This window comes from Longimicrobium sp. (assembly GCF_036399935.1).
Classification (GTDB): Bacteria; Gemmatimonadota; Gemmatimonadetes; order Longimicrobiales; family Longimicrobiaceae; genus Longimicrobium.
This window is the reverse complement of the sequence record NZ_DASWMD010000016.1, coordinates 260,232-282,772: the sequence shown is the minus strand read 5'-3', so window position 1 is coordinate 282,772 and position 22,541 is coordinate 260,232. Positions and strand designations below refer to the sequence as shown.

The following is a 22,541-nucleotide window of genomic DNA, read 5'->3' as shown; positions in this document are numbered from 1 at the left end:
ACGCCCGCCGTCACAGGAGCGACCGGAAGAAGTCCAGGTGGCCGCGGGCGACCACCGGGAGCGCGAAATGCGCGCCGACGCGGCGAAGACCGGCCTCCGCAAGCGCGCGGCGATGCTCGGAATCCGCCAGCAGGCGGTCGATCGCGCGGGCCCAGGCCGCTTCCTCCGCCTCGGGGACGATCATCCCGGAATCGCCAACGACGTGCGGGATCTCGCCGCTGTCGCTGCCAATCACCGCCACACCGCACGCCATGGCCTCGATCAGCATCCGCCCGAGCTGCTCCTTCCAACGCGGGGTCGTCTGGCTGGGCGCGCACAGCACGTCGATCGCGTTGAGATACGATGGCACTTCGCGGTGCGGCACGCCCGTGACGATCCGTACCGCGTTGCCCCGCCCCGCCGCCCACGCCCGCAGCTCGCCCTCCATCTCCCCGCCGCCGACGATCAACGCGCGCCACGGCTCCCGCACCGCGTCCAGCGCCGCCATGAGCGTGCGTAGCCCCTTCTCCGCGACGAAGCGGCCGAGAAAGCCGATCACCGGCGGGCCATCGTCCCGCCATCCCAACGAATGGCGGACGCGCGCGGCCGCTTCGGTGTCGGGACGAAACAGCTCCGTGTCGACCCCGGGCGAGATTACCGCCACCGGGAGATGGTCGTACCCGCGGCGGACGCGCAGGGCGTCGTGGACGGTTTCGCCGAACGCCACCCACCCCGCCGCGCGGCGAAGCGCGTACCGCTCGGCCCAGGCGAACGGGGGCGGATAGCGCTTCGGCAGGTTCTGGAATGTGGCGTACACCAGACGCGCCTCCCGCGGCGTCCACGCGGCCACCTGCGCGCCGGCGAGAACGAACGGCTCCTCCCAGCAGTGCACCACGTCCCACCCCTCGCGTAGGAGGCCGCGAAAGCGCCGCCCGTATCGCATGGTGTGGATGCGGCGCGCGCCGTGGACGGGCACGGGCACCAACCGCGGCAGCTCGCCCGGGAACGGCTCCAGCGTGATGGGACCGAGGTCGCCCGGGAATGCTTCCGGGGCTGCGACGGTCACCTCCCACTCCCCCGCCCCGGCCCGTGCCATTGCGTGCGCCAGCCGCCGGTTGGTGCCGACGACGTACGAGTGCCCCACCGTCAGCAGGCGCAGCGGACGGGTCATGAGCCCCGCCCGTACCGCGGCCACGCAGCGGGACGGCTCCGGCCGGGGAGTCGCTCGATGCAGGCTGCAGGCATGGGCGCGGGCGTGGGGCGAGACGAGTGAGGACGCAGAGATGGCTGTAGAAGTAACGGAGTGCGAGTGCCGTTGCAACCCACGCGCCGGAGCCCCTACGTGCGGGGCAGTTCCGCCACTTGGCGCGTGACCCGCGGCTTTCGCACGATCGTAGCGGGTCCAGTGCATTCAGTGGAGCCCTGCGATGGAGCGTCGGCCGCGCAAGCCAGCACTGACCGCGAGGTCATGATGTAGCCTTCCCGCATGAAACGGCTAAACATCTCACGACTGAAGATCTCGATGACCCGGCCCTCGGTTGGGTACCGCCGCGTAATCTCCATCACCTCCGGGCTCGTCATCGGCAGGAGGATGAAGCGGCACACGCGGATATAGTCCTTGAGCGTCAGGTGCTGACGCATCACGTCGATGATCCGCTGCAGTTGAGCGCGTTCGTACGTGTGGTGCAGCCGGGGTGCCGCGAGCACGAGATCCCATCTCTCGTAGGAATTCTCTTCCGGAGCGAAAAGCGCGAGCAACGCGAAATCTCCGAAGTCGCGAGCAAGATCGCGCTCCACGGGACGCAGCTTCTCGACAAGATCGCTCATAGAACCCTCACCAGGTGGCGAGCAGAGGTAATCAGACGCTTGGCTTCGATTTGACCAACCGTTCCTACCTGCGCGTAGCGGAGGGCTGGATGCCACTTCGCGACCACTCCCCAGTGAGCGCCGTGGCCCGCGCGGATCGGCTGCTCGATCCCGCTCAGTTCGAGGAGTACTTGCAGATCATGGATCTTGAAGCTCCCGAAGTTCGCGAACTCCGTGCGCGACTCGGGATAGCCATCCCACCGCAACGTGCGGCAGATGCGCGCCTTGAGGGCGAGTTCCACCGCGTAGCCGCACAGGTACAGCGCCGCGTCGTAGCGGCCGGCCGCGTAAAGGGCGCGCGCATCCTTCAGCCTCGCAAAGGCCAGCCTCCTCAATTCCAGCCGGGGAATCATCCGTCGTGCCCGTCCGCCCAAGGTGAACATGTGCTGCGCAACGATGCGAACGGTACGGACGAGCATAAGTCCTGTCAATCCAACACGATCCGCCACCAAGCGCACCACGACGGGCATCTTATTGGCCGCCAGAGAGTTCGCGCGATTCAGGATGCTCGAAAGTCGTTCGGGGCGCGGGGAAGGACTCGGGCTGGCGGGTATTGGTGTTCGCTGCCGCGCCCAAGCATCGAAGTGTCGCAGGCTGGATCCTTCGGCCCGCAATGGACGGTTTGCGGGCGGGTACGGTGCGCTTGGACCTCTGGATGACAGATGATGGAGCAGGCGAAAAGAGGAGCGGCGGCACCCTTGGATGCCGCCGCTCGTTTCTTCGACCGACAGGTGCGATCAGGCGCAGCCGCAGCCCGTCTTGCGCAGGCCGGCTTCTTCCAGGGCCATTTCCTCGGCCGTGGGAGCGGCCCAGCCGTCGTTCAGGTTCAGCATGCGGCGCAGGGAAAGCTCCGCGCGCGTGCGGACGTCCTCGTCCAGCACCAACTCGTGCTGCTGGTGGTCCAGGCACCACGCCAGCTTGGCCAGCGTGTTCACCTTCATGTTGCCGCAGATAGCGGCTCCGGATAGGGGCACCAGCGTCTTCTCCGGGAAGCGCGCCTTCAGCCGGTCGACGATGCCGCGCTCCGTGCCGAAGATCACCTCGTCATTCTGCTCGGCGATGTCCACCATCCTCGCCGTGGACGCCACCACGTCGGCCTGGGCCAGCAGCTCGGCGCGCGACTCGGGATGGATGACGACCAGCGCGCGGGGGTGCTTCTTCTTGGCCGCAGCCAGCTCGTCCATCACCAGGTCGTCGTGCACGTAGCAGTAGCCGTCCCACGCCACGATGCTCCCCGGCTTCACATCCCCCTCCTCACGCCCGGCGATGACGTACGGGCGGCCGCTCTTTTCCGCCGCGTAGCGCGCCAGGTTGCGGTCGGGGACGAAGAGAATGGTCCGGTCCGCCGGGATGGTGTTCACCACCTGCACCGCGTTGGCCGACGTGCAGCAGATGTCGGATTCGGCCTTCACCTCGGCGGTGGAGTTGACGTACGCCACCACCACCGCGCCGGGAAAGCGTGCCTTGAGCCTGCGCAGCGCGTCGCCCGTGACGAAGTCGGCCATGGGGCAGCCGGCCCGCAGGTCGGGCATCAGCACCGTCTTGTCCGGCGACAGGATCTTGGCCGTCTCGGCCATGAAGTGCACGCCGCAGAACACGATCACGTCCGCGTCGGTGCTGGCGGCCTCCTGCGACAGTCCCAGCGAGTCGCCGAGGTAGTCGCTGACCTCCTGGATTTCCACGCGCTGGTAGTTGTGCCCCAGGATCACCGCGTTCAGCTCCTGCGTGCGGCGGCGGATGCGCTCCGCCAGCTCTTCGCGGGAAAGGCGGGCGTACTCGAGCGGCGTGGAAAGGACGTCGGCGATCTGGATCAAGGCTCACCTCGGCGGCAGGCGTCGTCTAAGCGTTCTCGTGTTGAGAACGATAGGAATATGTCATACTCGTTACGAGAATGCAAGAGGGGGGGGCGGGAAGTGCGTCAGTGCGTGAGTGCGGTAGTGCGGTAAAAAGAAAGAAGGCCCGCGGATCGCTCCGCGGGCCTCCCTGCGTCGTGCGTACTTCCGCACTCACGCACTCCACTGCCGTTCACACCGTGAACGAGCTCCCGCAGCCGCAGCCGCCAGCCGCGTTCGGGTTGTTGAACGTGAAGCCGCTGCCCTGGAAGGTCGACACGTAGTCGATCTCGGTGCCCTGCAGGTACTGCAGGCTGAAGGGATCCACGAACAGGCGGATGCCCTGCGACTCCAGGATCATGTCGTCTTCGCCGGCCTCGTCCTCGATGTTCAGGCCGTACTGAAAGCCCGAGCAGCCGCCGGGCAGCACGCCCACGCGCAGCCCCGCCGTCTCGGCCGCGCCCTGCTCCTCGATGTACCGGCGCACCTCGGTGGCCGCCGTGGCCGTAAGAAGAACCGGAGTGGCCGGAGCTTCGGTGCTGATCTCGCTCGTCTGCATTGCTGCAACCCCGCATCACAAGGTTGGTCGCGGGTTCGCCAACCCCCGCTCTCGTAACGACTTGTACGCTCCTGAAACCAGCAGGTTCCGGGCCGCGGCGCCGTTGTTCAACTACTGAAGTATATGCGGACGGCGCCGAGAATCAATCCTCAGGCGCTCACCCCGCCGTGATGTTGAAGCCCGCGTCCACGTACATCACCTCGCCCGTGATGCCGCCGGCCAGCTCCGACGCCAGGAACAGCGTGGCGTTGCCGACTTCGCTGGGCTCCACCGCGCGCTTCAGGGGGGCGCGCTCGCCGGTGATCCGCAGCAGGTCGCGGAAGTGGGCCACGCCGCGCGCCGCCAGCGTGTTGATGGCCCCGGCGGACACGGCATTGATGCGAATTCCGCGCGCGCCCAGGTCCACCGCCAGGTACCGGACGCTGGCCTCCAGCGCCGCCTTGGCGACACCCATCACGTTGTAGCCGGGCACCGCCTTCTGCGAGCCGTAGTAGGTCATGGTGACGATGCTGCCGCCCTCGGGCATCATCGGCGCAAAGGCGCGCGACAGGGCGACGAGGGAGTAGGCGCTGATCTCGTGCGCGGCGGAAAAATCCTCCCGCTGTGTTTCGATGAACGCGTTGGCCATCGCGGCCTTGGGGGCGTAGGCGATGGAGTGCAGCAGGAAGTCCAGGCTCCCCCAGCGCTCGCGCAGCGCGGCCACGAGCGCGTCGATCTGCTCGTCGCTGCGCGCGTCCAGGTCGAACACGGGCACGTCACCCAGCGACGACACCGTCTTCATCACGCGGTCGCGCATCAGCTCGCCCTGGTAGGTGAAGGCCAGTTCCATCCCCGCGCCGTGCAGCGCCTGCGCGCAGGCCCACGCGATGGAGTTCTGGTTGGCCACACCCACGATGAGGCCCTTCTTCCCCGCCAGCAGACCGGCGAGCGGCGAGTTTTCGGACATGGTCGGTTCCGATTATCCGGTGAACGGAGGATGTTCGCGATTCAGGTTCATTCCCGCGCCGGCACCAGGGCGCCGCGCGCGGGAAGCGAGGCGCGCGGGCGTCCCGGGGCCGGCGCGGGGTCGGCCGGCGCGGGCCGCACGGTGCCCGGCGGCGCGGGTGTGGCACTCCCCGTCGCCGGGGAGTCCGCCTCCACTCGGGGCGCCGGAGCCGGAGCCGGAGCCGCTTCCCGCGTGCGCAGCCGTGCTTGGCCGCTGCCCACCAGCCCGTTGATGTTGCGCACCGCGGTCACCCGCACGATGTAGACGGTGTCCGGCCGCAGGGGCGACGCGGGCCGCACGAAAAGCGCCTGCGCGGGAAGCGGACCGCGCGGCTCGGCGGCGGCGCTGTCCGCGCGCGGGGGCTGGCGCTCCGGGCCCGGCTGCGCCGCGGGAGCCGCGCTGTCCACCTCGGCCGTGTCGCGCGCTGCGGGCGGCGCGCCCACGCGCACCTCGGCGATGGCGACGGCCACGCTGTCCGGGCCCACCACGGCTACCTGCGCGGCCGAGAGCGGCTGCTCGGGGTCTAGGTAGTCGTCCGTGCGCACCTCCACCCACCCCTCCGTCAGCGTCGCGGAGCGCACGACGGGGGGCGTGGTGTCGGGAAGCAGCGTCGCCAGGCTCGCGGTGGGCGCCTGGCCCGGGGCGAAGGTCAGCCGCGCCGTGTCGCGCGCCTCGAACGGGTCTGGCCGGCCGTTCCGGTTGGCGTCGCGGTACGCGATCACCCGGTACTCGCCCTCGGGAACCTGCCGGAACTCGAAGCGGCCCGCGCTGTCCGTGCGCGTGGTGTACGTCAGCGAGTCGCGAAGGCGCACCGCGTCCACCCGCGTCTGCTGCCCGGGGTTGCCGGTGATCCGCTCGACGACCGCCCCGGACGCGCGGGTGTCCGGGATCGCTGGTCCAGTGCTGAACACCAGCCGGATCGGCTCCGTGCGCGCGTTGCCGAAGCGGTCCTTGATCCCCGCCGCCACCTCGGCCTGGTAGATCTGCCCCCGCTCCCAGCCCGTACGCGGGCGGATCACGATCTGGTCGCCCTCCTTTTCCACCGCAACGCGGCCGCGGACGGGGCTCAGCGACACGGCGTCCTCCACGCCCGCCTCCGCCAGCTCCTCGTCGAACACGAACACCACCGGGCCCGTCCACCCCTGCAGGCTGGCCATGGTGTCCGGACGGGTGGCCAGCAGCTGCGGCGCCTGCTTGTCCTCGGGCCCGCCAGGCGGCGCCTGCACGTTGGCGCACGCGGCGAGACCGAGGAGGACGGCGGCGCGTGCAAGCCGCATCACGCCGCGCCTTCCAGCGCCTGGAGCTTTTCCGCCAGCTTGCCGCGCTGGTCGCCGAACGACGCCAGCTTGTCGCGCTCGTACTGCACAACGTTCTCCGGCGCGCGCGCGACGAACGACTCGTTGGAGAGTTTCTTTTCCGTCCCCGCGATGTGCCCGTCCAGCCGCTGGATCTCGTCCCGCAGCCGCGCGCGCTCCTTGTCCAGGTCGATGACGCCGGCCAGGGGAATGAACAGCTCCGTCCCCGAGCGCAGCACCGCGCTGGCGCCCACCTCGCCATCCGCCCCCGCGAACTCCACCTCGTCCACGCGGCACATGTCGCGGAGCGCGCGCCGGCTGGCATCCAGGACGGCCTTCACTTCGTCGGACGCGCCGGGGATGCGCAGCGGCACGCGGGCGGCCGGCTGAATGCCGTATTCCCCGCGGATGGTGCGCACGGCGCCGATCACCGCCTGCAGCTCTTCGATAGCCCGCTCGGCGGCCGCGTCTTCCCACTCCGGGCGCGGCTGCGGCCACGGCGCCACGATCAGCGCGGGGGCCTCGCCCTCTGCCTTGGGGAGCTTCTGCCAGACGACCTCGGTGATGAACGGCATCACCGGGTGAAGGATGCGCAGCGCCCCGTCCAGCGCCTGGGCGAGCGTGGCCTGCGCCGCACGGCGGCTGGCGTCGCCCATGTCGCCGCGCAGGCGGGGCTTCACCAGTTCCAGGTACCAGTCGGCCAGCTCGCCCCAGAAGAACTCGTAGCCGCGCGTGGCCGCGTCCTGCAGGCGGAAGCGCTCCAGCGAATCGGTGACCTCGCGCACGGACTTGGAGAGCCGCGACAGGATCCACCGGTCCATCGGCTCCAGGTCGGCGGACACCTCGTCCAGCGGCACGCGGGGATCGTCGCCCAGGTTCATCAGGGCGAACCGGCCGGCGTTCCACAGCTTGTTGGCGAAGTTGCGCCCGGGGCCGAACGTCTCGTCCAGGTTCTCGTAGTTCAGCAGCTGGTCCGTTCCCGCCCCGGAGCCGCTGACGACGGTGTAGCGCAGCGCGTCGGCGCCGAAGCGCTGCTTGACCACCAGCGGGTCGATGCCGTTGCCCAGCGACTTCGACATCTTCCGTCCCAGGTGGTCGCGCACCATTCCCGTCAGGTACACGTCGCGGAACGGCACCTCGCCGCGGAACTCCAGCCCCGCCATGATCATGCGCGAAATCCAGAAGAACAGGATGTCGTGCCCCGACACCAGCGTGCTGTTGGGATAGAACTTCCGCATGTCGGCCGTGTCTTCCGGCCATCCCATGGTGCTGAACGGCCACAGCCACGAACTGAACCAGGTGTCGAGCACGTCCGGGTCCTGCTCCAGTGCCGAGCCGCCACACTTCGTACAAGACGTGGGATCCTCGCGCGCCACGATCGTCTCGCCGCAGTCGCCGCAGTACCAGACGGGAATGCGGTGGCCCCACCACAGCTGGCGGCTGATGCACCAGTCGCGGATGTTCTCCAGCCAGTGCTCGTAGGTGCGCCCGAAGCGCTCGGGATGGAAGCGCACCTGGCCGTCACGCCACGCCTGCAGCGCCGGCTCCGCCAGCGGCTTCATGCTGACGAACCACTGCTCGGAAAGGCGCGGCTCCACCACGGTGTCGCAGCGGTAGCAATGGGGTACCGCGTGGGTGTGCTCCTCCACCTTCTCCAGCAGCCCCAGCTCCTCGAACGAGGTCACCACGGCCCGCCGCGCCTCGAAGCGATCCATCCCGCGGAAGGGCTCGGGCGCCTCGCCGTTGATGGCTGCTTCGGGCGTCATCACGTTCAGCGTGGCCACGCCGGTGCGCTGCGCCACCTCGAAGTCGTTGGGATCGTGCGCCGGCGTGAGCTTCACCGCGCCCGAGCCGAACTCGGGGTCCACGTACTCGTCGGCGACGACGGGGATGCGGCGCCCCGTGAGCGGCAGATCCAGCTCGCGCCCCACCAGCGCCGCGTAGCGCTCGTCGCCGGGATGCACCGCGACGCCGGTGTCGCCCAGCATGGTCTCGGGCCGGGTGGTGGCGATGGTCATGTACTGGCGGCCGTCCGGCAGGCGCGGCAGGCCGGGGATCTCCGCCCCCTCCGCCAGCGGATAGCGCAGGTGCCAGAGCTTGCCCTGCGTTTCCGCCGGCTCGGCCTCTTCGTCGCTGAGCGCGGTCAGGCAGCGCGGGCACCAGTTGATGATGCGGTGCCCGCGGTAGACGCGCCCCTTCTCGTACAGGGTCACGAACACCTCACGCACGGCGCGCGACAGGCTTTCGTCCAGCGTAAAGCGCGTGCGCGTCCAGTCGGCCGAAGCGCCGATGGCCCGCAGCTGCTGAAGGATGACGCCGCCCGTCTCGTGGACGAACTCCCAGACGCGGCCCACGAACGCTTCGCGGCCCAGGTCGTACCGGGTCTTGCCCTCCTTGGCCACCAGGCGCTCGACCACGTTCTGCGTGGCGATGCCCGCGTGGTCCGTCCCGGGCAGCCAGAGCGCTTCGCGGCCCTGCATGCGCCGCCAGCGAATGAGGACGTCCTGGATGGTGTTGTTCAGGCCGTGCCCCATGTGCAGCATGGCCGTAACGTTGGGCGGGGGGATGACGATGACGTACGGCTCGCGCTCCGACGCCGCGTCGGCACGAAAGAATCCCTGCTCCTCCCACCAGCGGTAGAGGGCGTCCTCGTTTTCCTGCGGGTTGTACTGCGGCGGCAGCGGCTCGGCCATTCGCTTTCTCGTCTCCATACCAGGCACGGGGCAGAACGCGGATTCTACCTGAGTCTACAAGGCCGGTCAAGCCAAGTTCCGTCCCCGCGGAGGCGCATCTCCGCCCCGCTGAACGGCGAAAGCCCCGCTCGACGCGAGGCTTCCATCCCGACAGGTCGTTGGGATGCGCCGATCAGGGTCCGCCGGCGCGCCGCCGCCGGGCGGCGAAGCGGGCCAGCAGCCGGGCGACGAGCAGCCCCGCCGCGGCGACGATGATGATGCTGGTCGTCAGGTCGTACCGGTTGCGCAGGGAAATGAACGCCAGCGCGGCGACCACCGCCAGCATCGCGAGTCGCACGATGTTCATCGCACACCCGTGAGCGTGAGGACGAAGAGCAGCGCCCATTGCGTACCGAGGTAGCTGTCCGCCGTGTCGAACCACTCGCCCAGCGAGTGCGCGCCCCCGCCCTTGCCCCCGCCGTCGATGGTCACCGCGGGAATGCCCAGGCTGATGGGGATGTTGGCGTCGGTGCTGCTGGCGACTGCCGGCACGTCGAAGCCCAGCGACCGCCCCGCCGCGTTGGCCGCGCGCACGATGGCCGCGTCGGCCGGCTGAGACCCGGCGGGGCGGATGCCGATCGTGTCGACCGACACCGTCAGCCGCTCGCCGGACTGCCAGCGGGCGTTCTCCTCGGCCAGCGCCTCGCGGATGGCGGCCTGGAAACGGTCGTCCAGGGCCTGCAGCGCCCCCGCATCCACCGAGCGCATGTCCACCTGCATTCCGGCGCTCATGGCGATGGAGTTCACCGACGTGCCGCCCTGGATCACCCCCACGCTGAACGTCACCCGCGGATCGGCGGGCACCTGGAACTCCGACACCTTGGCGATGGCCCGGCCCAGCGCGTGGACGGGGTTCGGCACGCCGAAGTCGCCGTAGCTGTGGCCGCCGGGGCCGCGGAAGGTGACCGTGTAGCGGTGGCTGCCGACCGCGTCCTTGGTCAGCCCCAGCCCGGTGCCGTCGACGGAGATGAAGTAGTCCACCCGGTCCTTCAGCTCGTGGCTGAACAGGTGCCGCACGCCGCGCAGGTTGCCCGCCCCCTCCTCGCCCACGGTGCCGACGAAGATGATGGTGCCGCGCGTCCGCAGCTGCGCCTGGTCCATCGCCCGGGCGATCCCCAGCAGGATAGCGAGCCCGCGGCAGTCGTCGCCGATGCCGGGGGCGCGCAGGATGGTGCCCTCGCGCCGGACGGTGACGTCCGTGCCCTCGGGGAACACGGTGTCCAGGTGCCCGGAGATGACGACGACGGGCTCTCCGGGTGCGCCGGGGCGCTCCGCGATCACGTTGCCGACTGAGTCGATGCGGACGTTCCGCAGCCCCATGGCGGCGAACCGGGCGCGCAGGTCTTCGGCGCGGCGGGCCTCCTTGAACGGCGGCGCCTCGATCTGGCAGATGGCGATCTGGTCTTCGATGGTGCGCGGCTCGTCCTGCCGCGCGAACTCCAGCGCCTGCCGCACGCGCGCGTTGCGGTCGGGAACGCGAAGGTCCTGCGCCTGCACGGCGGAGGCGGCGAGCAGCGCCAGCGCGGGCGCGGCGGCAAGGCGGACGGGGATCGGCATGGGCGCGATCGGCGGCTGGGGCGATGGGTGATGCTGTGCGTTCGAATGTAGGTTCCGGCGCGCAGGCTCGCGAGGCCACCCCCGCACGGGGGCCAGGATGGGGCTCTTCGGAGTGGGGTGCGCGGGCCGGCGCCCCCCATCCCCAACCCTTCCCCCGCAAACTGCGCGGGGGAAGGGAGCCAGTCGAGTGCGCGTGGCCAGCCGAAGTGCAGTTCAGGTCTCCCCCTCCCCTGCGCAGCGGGGGACGGGGGCCGGGGGGAGGGGGCTCTCTCGGCATGCGAGGCAGCCAGTCGAACCCCGATCGGAGTTCCCCCCTCTCCCGGCGCAGTTTGCCGGGGGAGGGGCTGGGGCAGGGGCCAGCAGCGGCATGCGCCGAACCCGATCGAACCCCGCCCGAAGTTCACCCCTCTCCCGCGCCGTTTGCGGGGGAGGGGCCGGGGGAGGGGGAACCGCAACGAAAGAGCCGGCCCGACCTCGTGGTCAGACCGGCTCTAGTCGCCTCGGCGGCCGAACGGCCAGAACCGGGACCTGCGCCGTGGAGGCGCGGTGACGATCACCTTCAGGTACTCCGTGCGGTCGCCCACCTGCAGCATGCAGAAGTACACGCCCGTCGCCACACGGCTGCCGTTCAGGTCTCGCCCGTCCCAGTACGCCACCTTACGCCCCGGCTCGGTATAGCGCAGGTTCAGCACCGGGACGTTGGCCCCCCGGGGGTGCCCCACGGCCCGGGGCACGGCGACGATCTGGCCCAGCATGTTCACCACCCGCATGGAGACCACACGCGGGGCTCCATCGGTGAAAAGGTCTCCCTCCAGGATGAACGGGATGTACGTGTCGGGATTCGCGGGGCTGGGGTAGTTCTGCTCCAGGCGAAATCCCTTGGATTGCGCGGCCTGCGCGGTGGTGCCGCCCTGCGCCCGCGCATCGGGGGGAAAGAGCCAAGCGAAACACACGAGCAGGAGGAGCAGAACAGGTGGTGCACGCAGCATCAGCACCTCACTGTTCACCAGGTTGTTGCGTGTCGGCTCCTCCGATTCGCGGTCCTGCCAAGGGGAAAAGGGCTCCGCATCCAACTTACCCGGTGCGCGCCAGCGGGGTCAAGCGACGGCCGGCCCCTCGTCCCCGCCCTGCCCGGCCCGCGCGTCGCCCGCGCTCTCCAGGAACAGCTCCAGCGAGCGGAACGGCCTGTCGTGCGCCAGCTGCGCCTCCAGGAACGCGCGCAGCAGCGCCCGGTGCGTTCCCGGCCGCCCCACCCCGCCCGGCGGGACGTGGCCGCGGATCATCCCCCGCAGCTCCGCCCGGCTCTCCGCCTCCAGCACCCGCCCCGCCTGCCGGCAGCGCGTGCAGGCCGCGCCGCCCGCCACCGCGTCGAACCGCACCGGCTCGTCCGGGGCCACGTCGCCCCCGCAGAGCACGCACGCGTCCACCTGCGGCTCGAAGCCGAAGAGCGACACCAGCGACCAGGCGCCCGTCAGCGAGGCGCCCAAGGCCTCGGCGGGGGTGGGCGCGTCGGCGATGGCGTCCCAGGCGTTCGCGACCGCCTGGTACAGCCCGGGGTGTGGGTCCTCCGTCCCCACGCGCATCACCAGCTCCGCCAGCAGCGAGGCGCCGGAAAAGCCCACCAGCGAGCGGCCCAGCGCCTGACGGCTCCGCACCAGGTCGAAGCCGCTGAGGGTGTGCAGGTCGCGCCCCTCCCTCAGGTAGAAGGTGGCGTGCCCCTCGGTGAACGGCTCCAGCACCCCGCCGTAGCGGCTGCGGGGGCGCAGCGCGCCCTTGGCCATCACCGAGCGCACGCCGTGGTCCCACGTGTACAGCCGGAGCACCTTGCTTGTTTCACTGTACGGAAACGACTGGAGGACCAGCGCCCGCGTGGTGGTGAGCGCCACGTCCCCCTCCCGCCCCCGTCAGCCCTGCGCCGCGGGGCGCCGCCGCAGGGCGAAGAACGCCCCCACGCCCAGCACCAGCAGGGTCGCGGCACCCGCCACCAGGCGGGGATCCACCCCGCCCGCCGGGCGGCTGGCACGGAGCGCCACCCGCGCGCCGGGACGCAGCCGCACGCCGGTGAAGCGCAGGTACCTGTCGCCCTCGGCCTCGAACGGAGTGCCGTCGTTCAGCCCCTCGACGGTGACGTTCGGCGCGGGCTGGCGCAGGTAGAGCGCCAGCGTGTCCGTGGCCTGCGAGATGGGGAGCGCCAGGGGCTTGCGGCTCCCCAGCACCCGGTAGCGGAAGAGGAAGTCGCGCGAGCCCGGCACCAGCGGCACCGCGGCCACCACGCGGTCGCCCACCAGCATCACGTCGCCCCCGGTGGAGGCGGAGGCGCCGGCCAGCGGCTGCTCCGTCTGGAACTCGCTGGCGCCGGGTGGGATGGAAACGCCGAACACCGGCGTGCCGCCCCGGCCCACGACGGTGCGCGTGCCGGGGTTCTCCACCCGCACCGCCTCGGCGATCTCCCATCCGCCCTTCACCCCCACGACGGCGATCACGTCGCGCCGGGTGACGCGCAGCGAGTCCACGGCGCCCTGGGCGGAGGTGGTGTCGTACACCTGCACCAGGTATCCCGCGCCCGGCTGGTTGGGATGGAGCGCCGGGCCCAGGTAGCGCACGCCGTCCACCATGGCCGCGGCGAAGAAGACGGTGAACGTGGCCGTGTCGGCGCGCGCGGGCAGGGTGAACTGGAACGCCCCGCCGGGGCCCGACATCGCGCGGCCGACCATCCCCGAGGTGTCCGACGAGACGCGGTGGAGTTCCACCGTGGCCCCGGCGACGCCCTGGCCGCCCTTGACCACGCGTCCGGAAACCACGTCCTGCGCGAGGGCGGGAACGGCGAAGATCGCCAGCAGAAGCGCGGCCAGCAGGTGCGGCAACGGGCGGCGTGCCACCCGGCGCGCCGCCCGCTCTGGAAAGAAAAAGGAGATCACGGGTTGAACCGGCCCAGGTCTTCGGGATCGAGGTTGCGCAGGTACTCTTTCAGCTGCTCGGGGTTCAGCCCCGGCTGCGGCCCTTCGCCGGCGGAGCCGGGCTCGCCGCTCAGGTCCACCGTCCCCGCGTCGCTTTCCGGCGCCATGGAGATGGTGGTGGCCGTCAGCAGGTCGTCGGTGGTGAACAGCTGCGCCTGCGTGCGGAGCGCGATGGCGATGGAGTCCGACGGCCGTGCATCCACCGTGAACACCTCGTCGCCGCGGGTGATCACCAGCTCGGCGAAGTAGGTGTTGTCGTGCACCCTGGTGATCAATACGCGGGTGAGCGTGCCGCCCAGCCCGCGGATGACCAGCGGAAACAGGTCGTGCGTGAGCGGGCGGGGAAACTTCATCCCCGCCAGCTCCATGGCGATGGCGCTGGCCTCCGCCGGGCCGATCCAGATGGGAAGGACGCGCTCGCCCCCCTCCTCCTGCAGGATCACCACCGGCGACTGGGTGCTCTGGTCGAGCCCCAGGCTCTGCACGCGGACTTTGATCATGATGTCGCCAAGGGTACCACGGGAACGCCGGCCAACCTAGTGCGTCATTCCGGACGCGACAACCCCAGCGACGCCGAGAACTTGTTGAGGTCCAGCACGCGGCCCAGCCGCGCCGTCAGCACCTGCAGCACCTCCTCCGGCGACGACGCCTTGAGTGCCTCGGCCACACCGGCGGCGGCGTCCTCGTACGTCACCGAGCGGATCACCTTCTTGATCTCCGCCAGCGCCGGCGGGCCCACGGAGAGCGACGAGGCCCCCATGCCGATCAGCAGGAAGGCGCCCAGCGGCATGGCCGCCACCTCGCCGCAGACGCCCACCTCGATCCCCGCGTCCCGTCCCGAGCGGCAGATGAAGTCCAGCAGCCGCACCACCGCGGGGTGGAAGGGGTTGTAGCGGCTGGCGATGCGCGAGTTGCCCCGGTCCACCGCCAGCGTGTACTGCACCAGGTCGTTGGTGCCGATGGAAAAGAAGTCCACGTGCTTCGCCAGCTCGGGCGCGATCAGCGCCGCGGCGGGCGTCTCGACCATGGCGCCCAGCGTGTAGACGGCGGGTACCGGGTGCCCCTCGGCGCGCAGCTCCCCGATGCACTGGTCGATGAGCACGCGGGTGCGCGTCACCTCGCTGATCTCGTTGACCAGCGGCAGCATCACGCGAATCTCCCCGTGCGCCATGGCCCGCACCAGCGCCCGCAGCTGGGTGCGGAACACCTCGGGCTCGTCCAGGCACACGCGGATGGCCCGCCACCCCAGGAACGGGTTCTCCTCGCGCCCCATGTGCAGGAACGCCGGGAACTTGTCGCCGCCCAGGTCGAAGGTGCGGATGATCACCGGCTGCCCCGGGAACGACTCGGCGACGCGGCGGTAGGCGCGGTACTGCTCCTCTTCGCCCGGCGCGGTGCCGCGGCCCACGACCAGGAACTCGGTGCGGTACAGCCCCACCCCCTCGGCGCCGTGGTCGCGGGCGTGGTCCGACTCGCCGGGGAGGTCGATGTTGGCGCGCAGCACCAGCCGGCTGCCGTCCCGCGTCACCGCGGGAAGGTGCGCCAGCAGCACCAGCTCCTGTTCCCACTCGCGGATCAGGTAGTCGCGCTGGCGATAGGCCTCGCGGTCCTCCTCCGTGGGCGCCAGGACGACGCGGCCGGTGCGCCCGTCCAGGATCATCTCGTCGCCGTCGTGCACCGTGTCCGACAGGTTGCCGACGGAGACGACGCAGGGGATTTCCAGCGAGCGGGCCAGGATGGCGCTGTGCGAGGTGCGCGTTCCCAGGTCGGTGGCGATGCCCACGACCGTCTTCGGGTCGAGCTGCACGGTGACGGAGGGCGTGAGCTCGCGGGCGACCAGGATGTACTTTTCGCCGTCGTCCACGCGGGCGGCCAGGTCCGGGTCGGGCATGTTCATCAGCCGGCGCAGCACCCGGGTCTGCACGTCGGCCAGGTCGGCCAGGCGGTCCAGCACCATGGGATGCGAGCTGTGCGACAGCGCCGACTCCCACTCCAGCACCCGCCACTCGAAGGCGCGCTCGGCCGTCAGGTGGTTTTCGCGGATGGTGCCGATGGTGCCGTCGATCAGGTCGGCGTCCTCGAGCATCAGCACCTGCGGCTCGAAGATGCGCGCCTCCACCTCGCCCACCGTGCGCGCCGTGCGCTCCTGCAGCACGCGGATGCGCTCGCGGGCGTAGTCGCACGCGTCGCGGAAGCGCTGGATCTCGTACTCCACCCGGTCTTCGGAGATCACGGCGCCATGGGGCACGCGCGGCACCTCCCACCGCAGCACCCGTACGGGGGCGATGACGATGCCCGGCGAGGCCGGGATGCCGTCGCGGACGACGCTCACGCCGTCACTCCTCGCCAAAGCGGCCGTTGACCAGCGCGGCCAGGGCGTCCACCGCCTCGCGCGCGTCGTCGCCGGCCGCGCGGATGCGCACGGACGATCCGCACTCGGCGGCCAGCATCATCACCCCCATGATGCTCTTGCCGCTCACCTCCACGTCGTCCTTGCCGATCCACACGTCGGAGCGGTAGCGGTTGGCCAGCTTCACGAATTCCGCCGCCGGCCGCGCGTGCAAGCCGTACTTGTTGACGATGGTGACTTCGGTCTGGTGTTCCATCCCCTGTCAGGTCATGAGTTGCTCGCCAGCACCACGCCGGCGATCAGCAGCGCCGCCAGCCCGATCCCCGCCACGATCCGCACGCGCGGGCCCAGCAGCACCCCCGCCGCCAGCGCCGCGGCGCCCAGCGCGGTGTACGGAAGGCCCGGCGTTTCTCCCCATCCCACGGCCAGCACCGCGGCCAATCCCGCGAGGAAGGCCCCCGCCGACCCCGCCCAGTCCCCCAGCCGCTCGAATGGCGCCTCGCGCAGCGCCCGGGCCACCTGCAGCCCGTCGCGCAGCCCCGCGTTCAGCCCCCATACGCGCATCCACAGGTGAAGCGCGTTGTACGAGACCAGGAAGGCCGCCACCGCCACCCCCCAGGGCGCGCCGCCCAGCAGCAGCGCCACCATCAGCAGGGCGCAGGCGGGGCGCCAGGTCAGCCACACCAGGCGGTCGCCCATGGAGCCCAGCGAGCCGCGCAGCGCGTTCTTGAAGCGCCCCACCAGCTCCGGGGGGGCGCCCTCGGCCTCCAGCCGCGCGATGGCGCCGGCCGCGACGGTGGCCAGGTACGGGTGCGCGTTGAACAGTTCGGCGTGCCGCGCCACGGCGGCCCGCAGCCGCTCGGCGTCGCCCGCGTGCACGTGCCGCAGCGCGGGCGCCAGCACGAACGCCATCCCCGTGCCGATCAGCGTGCGATAGTTCCATGACCCCTGCACCGCGAAGCTGCGCAGCAGCATCGCCCGGCGTACGCCGCGCGGAAGCGGGCTCACTTCAGCCACAGCACCGCCAGCCCGGCCGCGGCGCCCGCGAAGAACAGCGGCAGCCGGCGCCGGCCGAACAGCCGCAGCGACGACGCCAGCGCCCCCGCGGCGGAAAGCGCCAGCGCCGGCCGCGTCCAGTGCTCCTGGAAGGGGATCCACCCCAGCGTCTCGAGCAGCGTCCCCAGCACCAGCAGCCCCGTAATGGTCACCACCGCGCCCCGGACGAAGTCCAGCCCCAGCGCCTTGAGGTGCATGCGCTCCAAGTCCCCGGGCGAGACCCGCTGCCCGTCGCCCGGCACGGCGATGCCCACGTTCGTGCGCCGCAGCCACTCCACCGTCGTCCCGCCCACGCGCCCCCAGGCCATGGAAAAGACGACGGCCGCCATCAGCGCCACCGGCACGTCCACCGCCGCCCCCGCGTACGCCCCCGCCGCGGCCACGGCCGCCGGGGCGGCCTCGGGGTAGCGCGCGGCACCGACGGGAAGGACCGCCAGCTGCAGCGCCTCCAGCAGCACGCCGATGACGATCCCCGCGTGCGGGCTCCCCGTGACGATCCCCGCCAGCCCCGCCGCGATCAGCGGGCGCGACAGCATGAACTGGCCGAACGAGGTTCCGTCCAGCGCCAGCACGCCGCCCAGCAGCCCCAGCAGCAGCAGGATGGGAACGTCGGGGACCATGGGCCGGTCAGCCTCCCGCCAGCAGCTCGTCGAGCATCACCTTTCGCGTGGCCGGAAGGTCGCGCGCCGACACCTCGGCCCCGGACGCGGCGATCTCGCGCAATGCATCCCCGTCGCCGGGTCCCAGGTGCAGGTAGGGCAGCACGCGGGTGCGCCCCTCGGCGTGGTGGATGCCGCCCAGGTTCACCTCCTCGCCCGCCAGCGCGCCGCCCTCGGCCACGCGGCGCGCCGTGGCCACGTCGCGCACCAGGACGATCACGCGGCGCCCGCCCTTCCACTCGGAGATGCGGCGCCGGGCCTCGTCGACCGTGACGAACACGGCGTCGATCTCGGGCGGCACGCCCAGGCAGTACAGCTCCTGTTCCCACGGGCTGGCGGCGATCTCGTCGTCGGCCACCACGATGCGGTCGGCGTGAAGGGGCCCGCCCCATCCCACCACCACCTGCCCGTGGATCAGGCGCTCGTCAACCCGAAACAGCACGATCGGCATGCGCCCCTTCCCGGCACTGGCCGGTGATCGACGACTTGCCCTTGCTCACCAGCCGGTCCACCAGCTCGGGGAGGGGCAGCTCGCGGTGAAAGACGAAATCCAGGAGCATGGGCAGGTTCACCCCGCACACCACCGCCGTGTCCTCGCGCTCCAGCGACAGCTTGCGCGCGGCGAAGGCGCACGAGCCGCTGGGCAGGTCGGTGAAGACGATCCCCGGCCCATCGCCCAGCGCCTGCAGCACGTTGCGCTGCAGGGCCTCGGGCCCGCACCCCTCGTTGCTCACGGCCACCAGGGCACCGGCGTCGGCCCCGGCGATCTGCCGCACGGACTGCACCAGCCCCTCGGCCAGCGACGCGTGGCTCACCACCAGCCCCCGCACCGGCTCATTCATAATCTTCCTCCAGGTAGTCCGACACCCCCGCCATGCGGGCCTGCAGCCGCTGGTTGAACAGGCGGGCGGTGTCGACGCCCGAGTATTTCAGCAGGTGGTTCATGGCCACCACCTCGCACACCACGGTGATGTTCTTTCCCGGCACCAGCGGCACCGTCACCATCGGCACGGGGATGCCCAGGATGTCCATGGTCCTGGTATCCAGCCCCGTGCGGTCGTACACCGCGTTCTCGTCCCAGATCTCCAGCTGCACCACCACCTCGATGCGCTTCTGCTGGCGGATGGCGCGCACGCCGAACATGGTGCGGATGTCGATGATCCCCACGCCGCGGATTTCCATGTGGTGCCGCTGCAGGTCGTGCCCCTTGCCGATCAGCACCTCGTGGCCGCGGCGGGTGATCATCACCAGGTCGTCGGCCACCAGCCGGTGCCCGCGCTCCACCAGGTCGAGCACCGTCTCGCTCTTGCCGATGCCGCTCTTGCCCACGAACAGCAGTCCTACCCCGTACACGTCGGCCAATGATCCATGGAGGGTGGTCCGCGGCGCGAACCGCTCTTCCAGGAAGGGCTTGATGCGGGTGTAGAATTCGGCGGTCTTGAGCGCCGAGCGGATGACGGGGGTGCCGGTGTGGTTGGCCAGCTCCAGCAGCGGCGGCGGCGGGGTCTGCCCCTTGGTGACGAAGACGACCGGGATGTCGAACGCCAGGAACACCTCGAGCGCGGCGCGACGGCGGTCCTCGTCGAGCGACTCCAGGAAGGCGACCTCGGTTTCGCCCAGCACCTGCATGCGCTCGGCGGGAAAGCGCTCGGTGTAGCCGGTGAGCACCAGTCCCGGCGAGCTGATGTCGGGGGTGTGGATGGTGCGCGACAGCCCGCGTTCGTCGGTCAGGAGCTCCAGCGCCAGCGATTCGCGCTTGGAGCGCAGCAGGTCGTCAACCGTCAATTCGCGCCTTCTGGTTGGGTGGCTCCGGGCCGGCCCGGTAGAATAACGGTTCGGGGGTGGATGCGCACGCAACATTGGTGCGACGGGTTCCCCCTCCCCCGCAAACCGGCCCCTCCCCCGGCCCCTCCCCGCACGGTACTGCTGTGCGGAGAGGGGAGAACTTCGATCGGGGTTCGACACGGTGCCACGCATGCCGCGGGAGCCCCCTCTCCCCGGCCCCCGTCCCCCGCTGCGCAGGGGAGGGGGAGACCTGAACCGCGCTTCGGCTGGGCCTGTGCGTCCGACGGGGATGTCGGCGAGGAACGGTGCGCTTCGGGGAGCCCGGCGCATGCCCCTGGCCGCCCTCTCTCCCCGGCCCTCTCCCCCGCAAGCGGGGGAAAGGGAGAATTCGATCGCGCTTCGGCTGGAGTCGTGCTATCGACTGGGGTGTACCCCCTCGCCCACGCTGTTTGTGGGAGAGGGTCGCACGCGTGTCAGCGCGGCGGGGTGAGGGCCCCACGGCAGCCGAGGCCTCGGATACGGTGACCGCTGCCGCGCCCAAGGTTGTTACCCGTCCGCGGCTAGATCCTTCGGCCCGCCAGGTAAGGGTTTGCGGGGGAGTGTGGCGTGGCTTGGCCTCAGGATGACAGGGCTCGCAGGTGTCAGCGTGGCTGGGGGGCGACCGCCGCCAGGTGCGCTTCCGTGCGATCCGCCGCGCGGTCCCAGGACAGGCCCTCGGCGAAGCGGCGGGCGGCGGTGCCGAGAAGTGCGACGCGCTCCGCCGTCAGCGAGGCCAGCGCGTCGGCCAGGGCGGGCGCGTCGCCGTAGGGAACCAGCAGGCCCGTCTCGCCGTGGACCACCGATTCGCGCAGCCCGGGCGAGTCCGCCGCGACGGCGGGCGTGCCGCAGGCGCCGGCTTCCACGTTGGTGATCCCCCACCCCTCCTTGGGCGATGGCAAAACGTTCGCCCAGCTGGTGCGCAGCAGCTCTCGCTTGCGCTCCTCGCTCACGAATCCCTCGAAGCTCACCCGGTCGTCCACGCCCAAGCGGTCCACCAGCGCGCGCACGTTCGGCTCGTCGTCGCCGCGGCCGGCGATGCGCAGGCGCGCCGGGTGGCCGCGCTCCTTCAGCAGGTGCACGGCCTCGATGGCGAGGTCGATGCGCTTGTACTTCTTCAGCCGTCCCACGTACAGGAACGTCGGCTCCGGCGGACGGGTGAGCGAGGAATCGGGGGAGAAGAAGGCGAGGTCCACGCCGTTGTGGATGACCGTGATGTCGCTCCGCCGCAGGCCGCGCGAAGCGAGGTCGTCGGCGGTGCTCTCAGAAACGGCCTGCGTAGGAAGCCCGTGGTAGACGCGCGGGATGGGACGCTCCAGCAGCCAGGTGGCCGCCGCGAAGGGCACAGAGGCCTCGCGAAAGGCCGTCGCGCCGAACAGGTGGTGAACGAGCAGGACGAGCGGGCGGCGCACCCAGAACGGGGTGAAGAGCGGGACCTTGTTCAGGTCCTCGACCACCACGTCCCACGGCTCGGACGCCAGGTGCTTGCGGTAGTACGCGGGGGCGGCGAGGGAAAAGGTGTTGCGGCCGCCGGTGCGGTGGATCTCCATTCCGTCCGCCTGGGCGCGGGCGGGGGCGCCCGGCCAGCCGCTGACCAGCGCGTGCACCGTATGCCCGCGCCGCGCCAGCCGCCCGAAGATCTCGTGCAGGTGAATCTCTGCCCCGCCGGACTGCGGGTTGGCGAGGTCCTGCCAGTTCAGGACCAGGATCTTCACGCCGGGGCAGACTCCCCGGGCGCGACCCGCCGCATCACCGCGTCCAGCACGCCGTTGACGAACCGCGCGCTCTCGTGGGTGCCGTACTTTTCCGCGAGCTGCATGGCCTCGCGGATCACGATCCGTGCGGGGACGTCGTCCACGAACATCATCTCCGCCGTCCCCAGCCGCAGGATGGCGCGGTCGATCACCGACAGGCGCTCCATCCGCCAGTTGGTGAGCGACTCCACGATGGCGCGGTCGATCCGCGGCAGGTTCGTCGCCACCAGGCGCACGAGGACCTCGGAATACGGCCGGTTGGCGGGCGACACGCGGAGGTTTTCGAACAGGCCGTGGAGCACGGGAATCGCCTGGGACACGTCGCCGCCGCGCTGCTCCCAGGCGTACAGCGCCTGCAGCGCCCAGCCGCGGGCACGGCTCCGGTTGTTCACCGGGCCTCCTTGCCGCCGATGGACCCGTCGCCCAGGCGGGCGTACAGGTCGCTCATCTCCATGGCCACCATCGCGGCGTCCCACCCCTTGTTGCCGGCCTTGGTGCCCGCCCGCTCGATGGCCTGCTCGATGGTGTCGGTCGTCAGCACGCCGAAGACGATGGGGACGCGCGAGTTCACGCCGATGGCCGCCAGCCCGTTGGCCGCCGTCCCCGCGACGTAGTCGAAGTGCGGCGTGGACCCGCGGATCACGCATCCGAGCGCGATCACCGCGTCGTAGCTGCCCGTTTCCGCCAGCATGCGGCAGGGCCCGGGGATCTCCCAGGCGCCCGGGACCCAGACGACCTCGATTGCGTCGTCGGCCACGCCGTGCTGGCGCAGGCAGTCGCGCGCGCCGGCCAGCAGCTGGCGGGTGATCAGGTCGTTGAAGCGGCTGATGACGATGCCGAAGCGCTTGCCTTCGCCGCGGATCTGCCCGTGATGTTCGATCAAGTCAGTGCCCTGGGATCATGGTGCCAAGGGTCCTCGTGCCTGTGCCGGTCCGTGTGGCCGGCTGCGATGCTCGATCCTTCGTTTCGTTCACGCTCATGCCCCGGCGGACCGGAGTTCCGTGCCGCTGCCGCGCCCTGGTCGAGATGCGGTTCAGGGCTAGATCCTTCGGCGCGCCAACTCGAGAGCAGGTGCTGGCGCCGTGCGCTTGCGCCTCTGGATGACACAGTGCGCCGGCGACCGCGGCGCGCCTACTCAC

24 protein-coding genes are annotated in these 22,541 nt (G+C 70.9%); all 24 read right to left on the bottom strand.

Annotation, left to right across the window (positions count from 1 at the left end):
- Window positions 1-10 precede the first annotated feature (10 nt).
- Window positions 11-1,150 (bottom strand): glycosyltransferase, encoded by a 1,140-nt coding sequence (locus VGB24_RS05860; RefSeq protein ID WP_331072030.1) that lies wholly within the window; start codon window positions 1,148-1,150, stop codon window positions 11-13.
- A 167-nt stretch (window positions 1,151-1,317) separates the two neighbouring features.
- Entirely contained in the window at window positions 1,318-1,806 is a 489-nt protein-coding gene (locus VGB24_RS05855) for a hypothetical protein (protein WP_331072029.1), read from the bottom strand.
- Window positions 1,803-2,315 (bottom strand): HEPN domain-containing protein, encoded by a 513-nt coding sequence (locus VGB24_RS05850; RefSeq protein ID WP_331072028.1) that lies wholly within the window; start codon window positions 2,313-2,315, stop codon window positions 1,803-1,805. Before VGB24_RS05850 ends, VGB24_RS05855 begins: the two co-directional genes overlap by 4 nt.
- Before the next feature lie 267 nt (window positions 2,316-2,582).
- Entirely contained in the window at window positions 2,583-3,659 is a 1,077-nt protein-coding gene (gene nadA / locus VGB24_RS05845) for a quinolinate synthase NadA (protein WP_331072027.1), read from the bottom strand.
- Window positions 3,660-3,870: 211 nt separating this feature from the next.
- Window positions 3,871-4,236: an iron-sulfur cluster insertion protein ErpA gene (gene erpA, locus VGB24_RS05840; RefSeq protein WP_331072026.1), complete on the bottom strand. Its 366-nt coding sequence runs from the start codon at window positions 4,234-4,236 to the stop codon at window positions 3,871-3,873.
- A 157-nt stretch (window positions 4,237-4,393) separates the two neighbouring features.
- Window positions 4,394-5,182: an enoyl-ACP reductase gene (locus VGB24_RS05835; protein WP_331025407.1), complete on the bottom strand. Its 789-nt coding sequence runs from the start codon at window positions 5,180-5,182 to the stop codon at window positions 4,394-4,396.
- A 47-nt stretch (window positions 5,183-5,229) separates the two neighbouring features.
- The gene (locus VGB24_RS05830) at window positions 5,230-6,498 is read right to left on the bottom strand and encodes an Ig-like domain-containing protein (protein WP_331072025.1); all 1,269 of its coding nucleotides are present in this window, start codon (window positions 6,496-6,498) and stop codon (window positions 5,230-5,232) included.
- The gene (locus VGB24_RS05825; RefSeq protein ID WP_331072024.1) at window positions 6,498-9,209 is read right to left on the bottom strand and encodes a valine--tRNA ligase; all 2,712 of its coding nucleotides are present in this window, start codon (window positions 9,207-9,209) and stop codon (window positions 6,498-6,500) included. Before VGB24_RS05825 ends, VGB24_RS05830 begins: the two co-directional genes overlap by 1 nt.
- 172 nt (window positions 9,210-9,381) lie before the next feature.
- Window positions 9,382-9,555, bottom strand: coding sequence for a hypothetical protein (locus VGB24_RS05820; protein WP_331072023.1), 174 nt, complete (start codon window positions 9,553-9,555; stop codon window positions 9,382-9,384).
- Complete coding sequence (locus VGB24_RS05815) at window positions 9,552-10,805, bottom strand: M20/M25/M40 family metallo-hydrolase (protein WP_331072022.1); 1,254 nt, start codon at window positions 10,803-10,805, stop codon at window positions 9,552-9,554. Before VGB24_RS05815 ends, VGB24_RS05820 begins: the two co-directional genes overlap by 4 nt.
- Before the next feature lie 491 nt (window positions 10,806-11,296).
- Window positions 11,297-11,812: a hypothetical protein gene (locus VGB24_RS05810; RefSeq protein ID WP_331072021.1), complete on the bottom strand. Its 516-nt coding sequence runs from the start codon at window positions 11,810-11,812 to the stop codon at window positions 11,297-11,299.
- Between the two features lie 90 nt (window positions 11,813-11,902).
- Window positions 11,903-12,691, bottom strand: coding sequence for a DNA repair protein RecO (gene recO / locus VGB24_RS05805; protein ID WP_331072020.1), 789 nt, complete (start codon window positions 12,689-12,691; stop codon window positions 11,903-11,905).
- A gap of 18 nt (window positions 12,692-12,709) precedes the next feature.
- Entirely contained in the window at window positions 12,710-13,723 is a 1,014-nt protein-coding gene (locus VGB24_RS05800) for a hypothetical protein (RefSeq protein ID WP_331072019.1), read from the bottom strand.
- Window positions 13,720-14,262 carry a bifunctional nuclease family protein gene (locus VGB24_RS05795; RefSeq protein ID WP_331072018.1) on the bottom strand — a complete coding sequence of 181 codons (543 nt, stop codon included), beginning with the start codon at window positions 14,260-14,262 and terminating at the stop codon, window positions 13,720-13,722. Before VGB24_RS05795 ends, VGB24_RS05800 begins: the two co-directional genes overlap by 4 nt.
- Window positions 14,263-14,306: 44 nt before the next feature.
- Window positions 14,307-16,094: a phosphoenolpyruvate--protein phosphotransferase gene (gene ptsP / locus VGB24_RS05790; protein WP_331072017.1), complete on the bottom strand. Its 1,788-nt coding sequence runs from the start codon at window positions 16,092-16,094 to the stop codon at window positions 14,307-14,309.
- 4 nt (window positions 16,095-16,098) lie between these two features.
- Complete coding sequence (locus VGB24_RS05785; RefSeq protein WP_331072016.1) at window positions 16,099-16,368, bottom strand: HPr family phosphocarrier protein; 270 nt, start codon at window positions 16,366-16,368, stop codon at window positions 16,099-16,101.
- Between the two features lie 11 nt (window positions 16,369-16,379).
- Window positions 16,380-17,120 carry a PTS system mannose/fructose/sorbose family transporter subunit IID gene (locus VGB24_RS05780; RefSeq protein ID WP_331072015.1) on the bottom strand — a complete coding sequence of 247 codons (741 nt, stop codon included), beginning with the start codon at window positions 17,118-17,120 and terminating at the stop codon, window positions 16,380-16,382.
- A complete protein-coding gene (locus VGB24_RS05775) occupies window positions 17,117-17,788 on the bottom strand; it encodes a PTS sugar transporter subunit IIC (RefSeq protein WP_331072014.1) in 672 nt (223 codons plus the stop codon). Before VGB24_RS05775 ends, VGB24_RS05780 begins: the two co-directional genes overlap by 4 nt.
- Window positions 17,789-17,795: 7 nt before the next feature.
- A complete protein-coding gene (locus tag VGB24_RS05770; protein WP_331072013.1) occupies window positions 17,796-18,278 on the bottom strand; it encodes a PTS sugar transporter subunit IIB in 483 nt (160 codons plus the stop codon).
- Window positions 18,253-18,669, bottom strand: a complete 417-nt coding sequence (locus VGB24_RS05765; RefSeq protein WP_331072012.1) for a hypothetical protein — start codon at window positions 18,667-18,669, stop codon at window positions 18,253-18,255. Before VGB24_RS05765 ends, VGB24_RS05770 begins: the two co-directional genes overlap by 26 nt.
- Complete coding sequence (gene hprK, locus VGB24_RS05760; RefSeq protein ID WP_331072011.1) at window positions 18,662-19,612, bottom strand: HPr(Ser) kinase/phosphatase; 951 nt, start codon at window positions 19,610-19,612, stop codon at window positions 18,662-18,664. The genes VGB24_RS05765 and hprK overlap by 8 nt, the downstream gene beginning before the upstream one ends.
- A gap of 641 nt (window positions 19,613-20,253) precedes the next feature.
- Complete coding sequence (locus VGB24_RS05755) at window positions 20,254-21,363, bottom strand: glycosyltransferase family 4 protein (protein ID WP_331072010.1); 1,110 nt, start codon at window positions 21,361-21,363, stop codon at window positions 20,254-20,256.
- Window positions 21,360-21,794 carry a transcription antitermination factor NusB gene (gene nusB / locus VGB24_RS05750; protein ID WP_331072009.1) on the bottom strand — a complete coding sequence of 145 codons (435 nt, stop codon included), beginning with the start codon at window positions 21,792-21,794 and terminating at the stop codon, window positions 21,360-21,362. Before nusB ends, VGB24_RS05755 begins: the two co-directional genes overlap by 4 nt.
- The gene (gene ribE, locus VGB24_RS05745; RefSeq protein ID WP_331072008.1) at window positions 21,791-22,285 is read right to left on the bottom strand and encodes a 6,7-dimethyl-8-ribityllumazine synthase; all 495 of its coding nucleotides are present in this window, start codon (window positions 22,283-22,285) and stop codon (window positions 21,791-21,793) included. Before ribE ends, nusB begins: the two co-directional genes overlap by 4 nt.
- Window positions 22,286-22,541: the final 256 nt, after the last annotated feature.

What these genes read in the sequence shown, in the direction of transcription:
- VGB24_RS05860 (WP_331072030.1), bottom strand. Translation starts at nt 1,150, where the DNA reads ATGACCCGTCCGCTGCGCCTGCTGACGGTGGGGCACTCGTACGTCGTC.
- VGB24_RS05855 (WP_331072029.1), bottom strand. Translation starts at nt 1,806, where the DNA reads ATGAGCGATCTTGTCGAGAAGCTGCGTCCCGTGGAGCGCGATCTTGCT.
- VGB24_RS05850 (WP_331072028.1), bottom strand. Translation starts at nt 2,315, where the DNA reads ATGCCCGTCGTGGTGCGCTTGGTGGCGGATCGTGTTGGATTGACAGGA.
- erpA (WP_331072026.1), bottom strand. Translation starts at nt 4,236, where the DNA reads ATGCAGACGAGCGAGATCAGCACCGAAGCTCCGGCCACTCCGGTTCTT.
- VGB24_RS05835 (WP_331025407.1), bottom strand. Translation starts at nt 5,182, where the DNA reads ATGTCCGAAAACTCGCCGCTCGCCGGTCTGCTGGCGGGGAAGAAGGGC.
- VGB24_RS05830 (WP_331072025.1), bottom strand. Translation starts at nt 6,498, where the DNA reads ATGCGGCTTGCACGCGCCGCCGTCCTCCTCGGTCTCGCCGCGTGCGCC.
- VGB24_RS05825 (WP_331072024.1), bottom strand. Translation starts at nt 9,209, where the DNA reads ATGGCCGAGCCGCTGCCGCCGCAGTACAACCCGCAGGAAAACGAGGAC.
- VGB24_RS05820 (WP_331072023.1), bottom strand. Translation starts at nt 9,555, where the DNA reads ATGAACATCGTGCGACTCGCGATGCTGGCGGTGGTCGCCGCGCTGGCG.
- VGB24_RS05815 (WP_331072022.1), bottom strand. Translation starts at nt 10,805, where the DNA reads ATGCCGATCCCCGTCCGCCTTGCCGCCGCGCCCGCGCTGGCGCTGCTC.
- VGB24_RS05795 (WP_331072018.1), bottom strand. Translation starts at nt 14,262, where the DNA reads ATGATCAAAGTCCGCGTGCAGAGCCTGGGGCTCGACCAGAGCACCCAG.
- VGB24_RS05785 (WP_331072016.1), bottom strand. Translation starts at nt 16,368, where the DNA reads ATGGAACACCAGACCGAAGTCACCATCGTCAACAAGTACGGCTTGCAC.
- VGB24_RS05775 (WP_331072014.1), bottom strand. Translation starts at nt 17,788, where the DNA reads ATGGTCCCCGACGTTCCCATCCTGCTGCTGCTGGGGCTGCTGGGCGGC.
- VGB24_RS05770 (WP_331072013.1), bottom strand. Translation starts at nt 18,278, where the DNA reads ATGCCGATCGTGCTGTTTCGGGTTGACGAGCGCCTGATCCACGGGCAG.
- VGB24_RS05765 (WP_331072012.1), bottom strand. Translation starts at nt 18,669, where the DNA reads ATGAATGAGCCGGTGCGGGGGCTGGTGGTGAGCCACGCGTCGCTGGCC.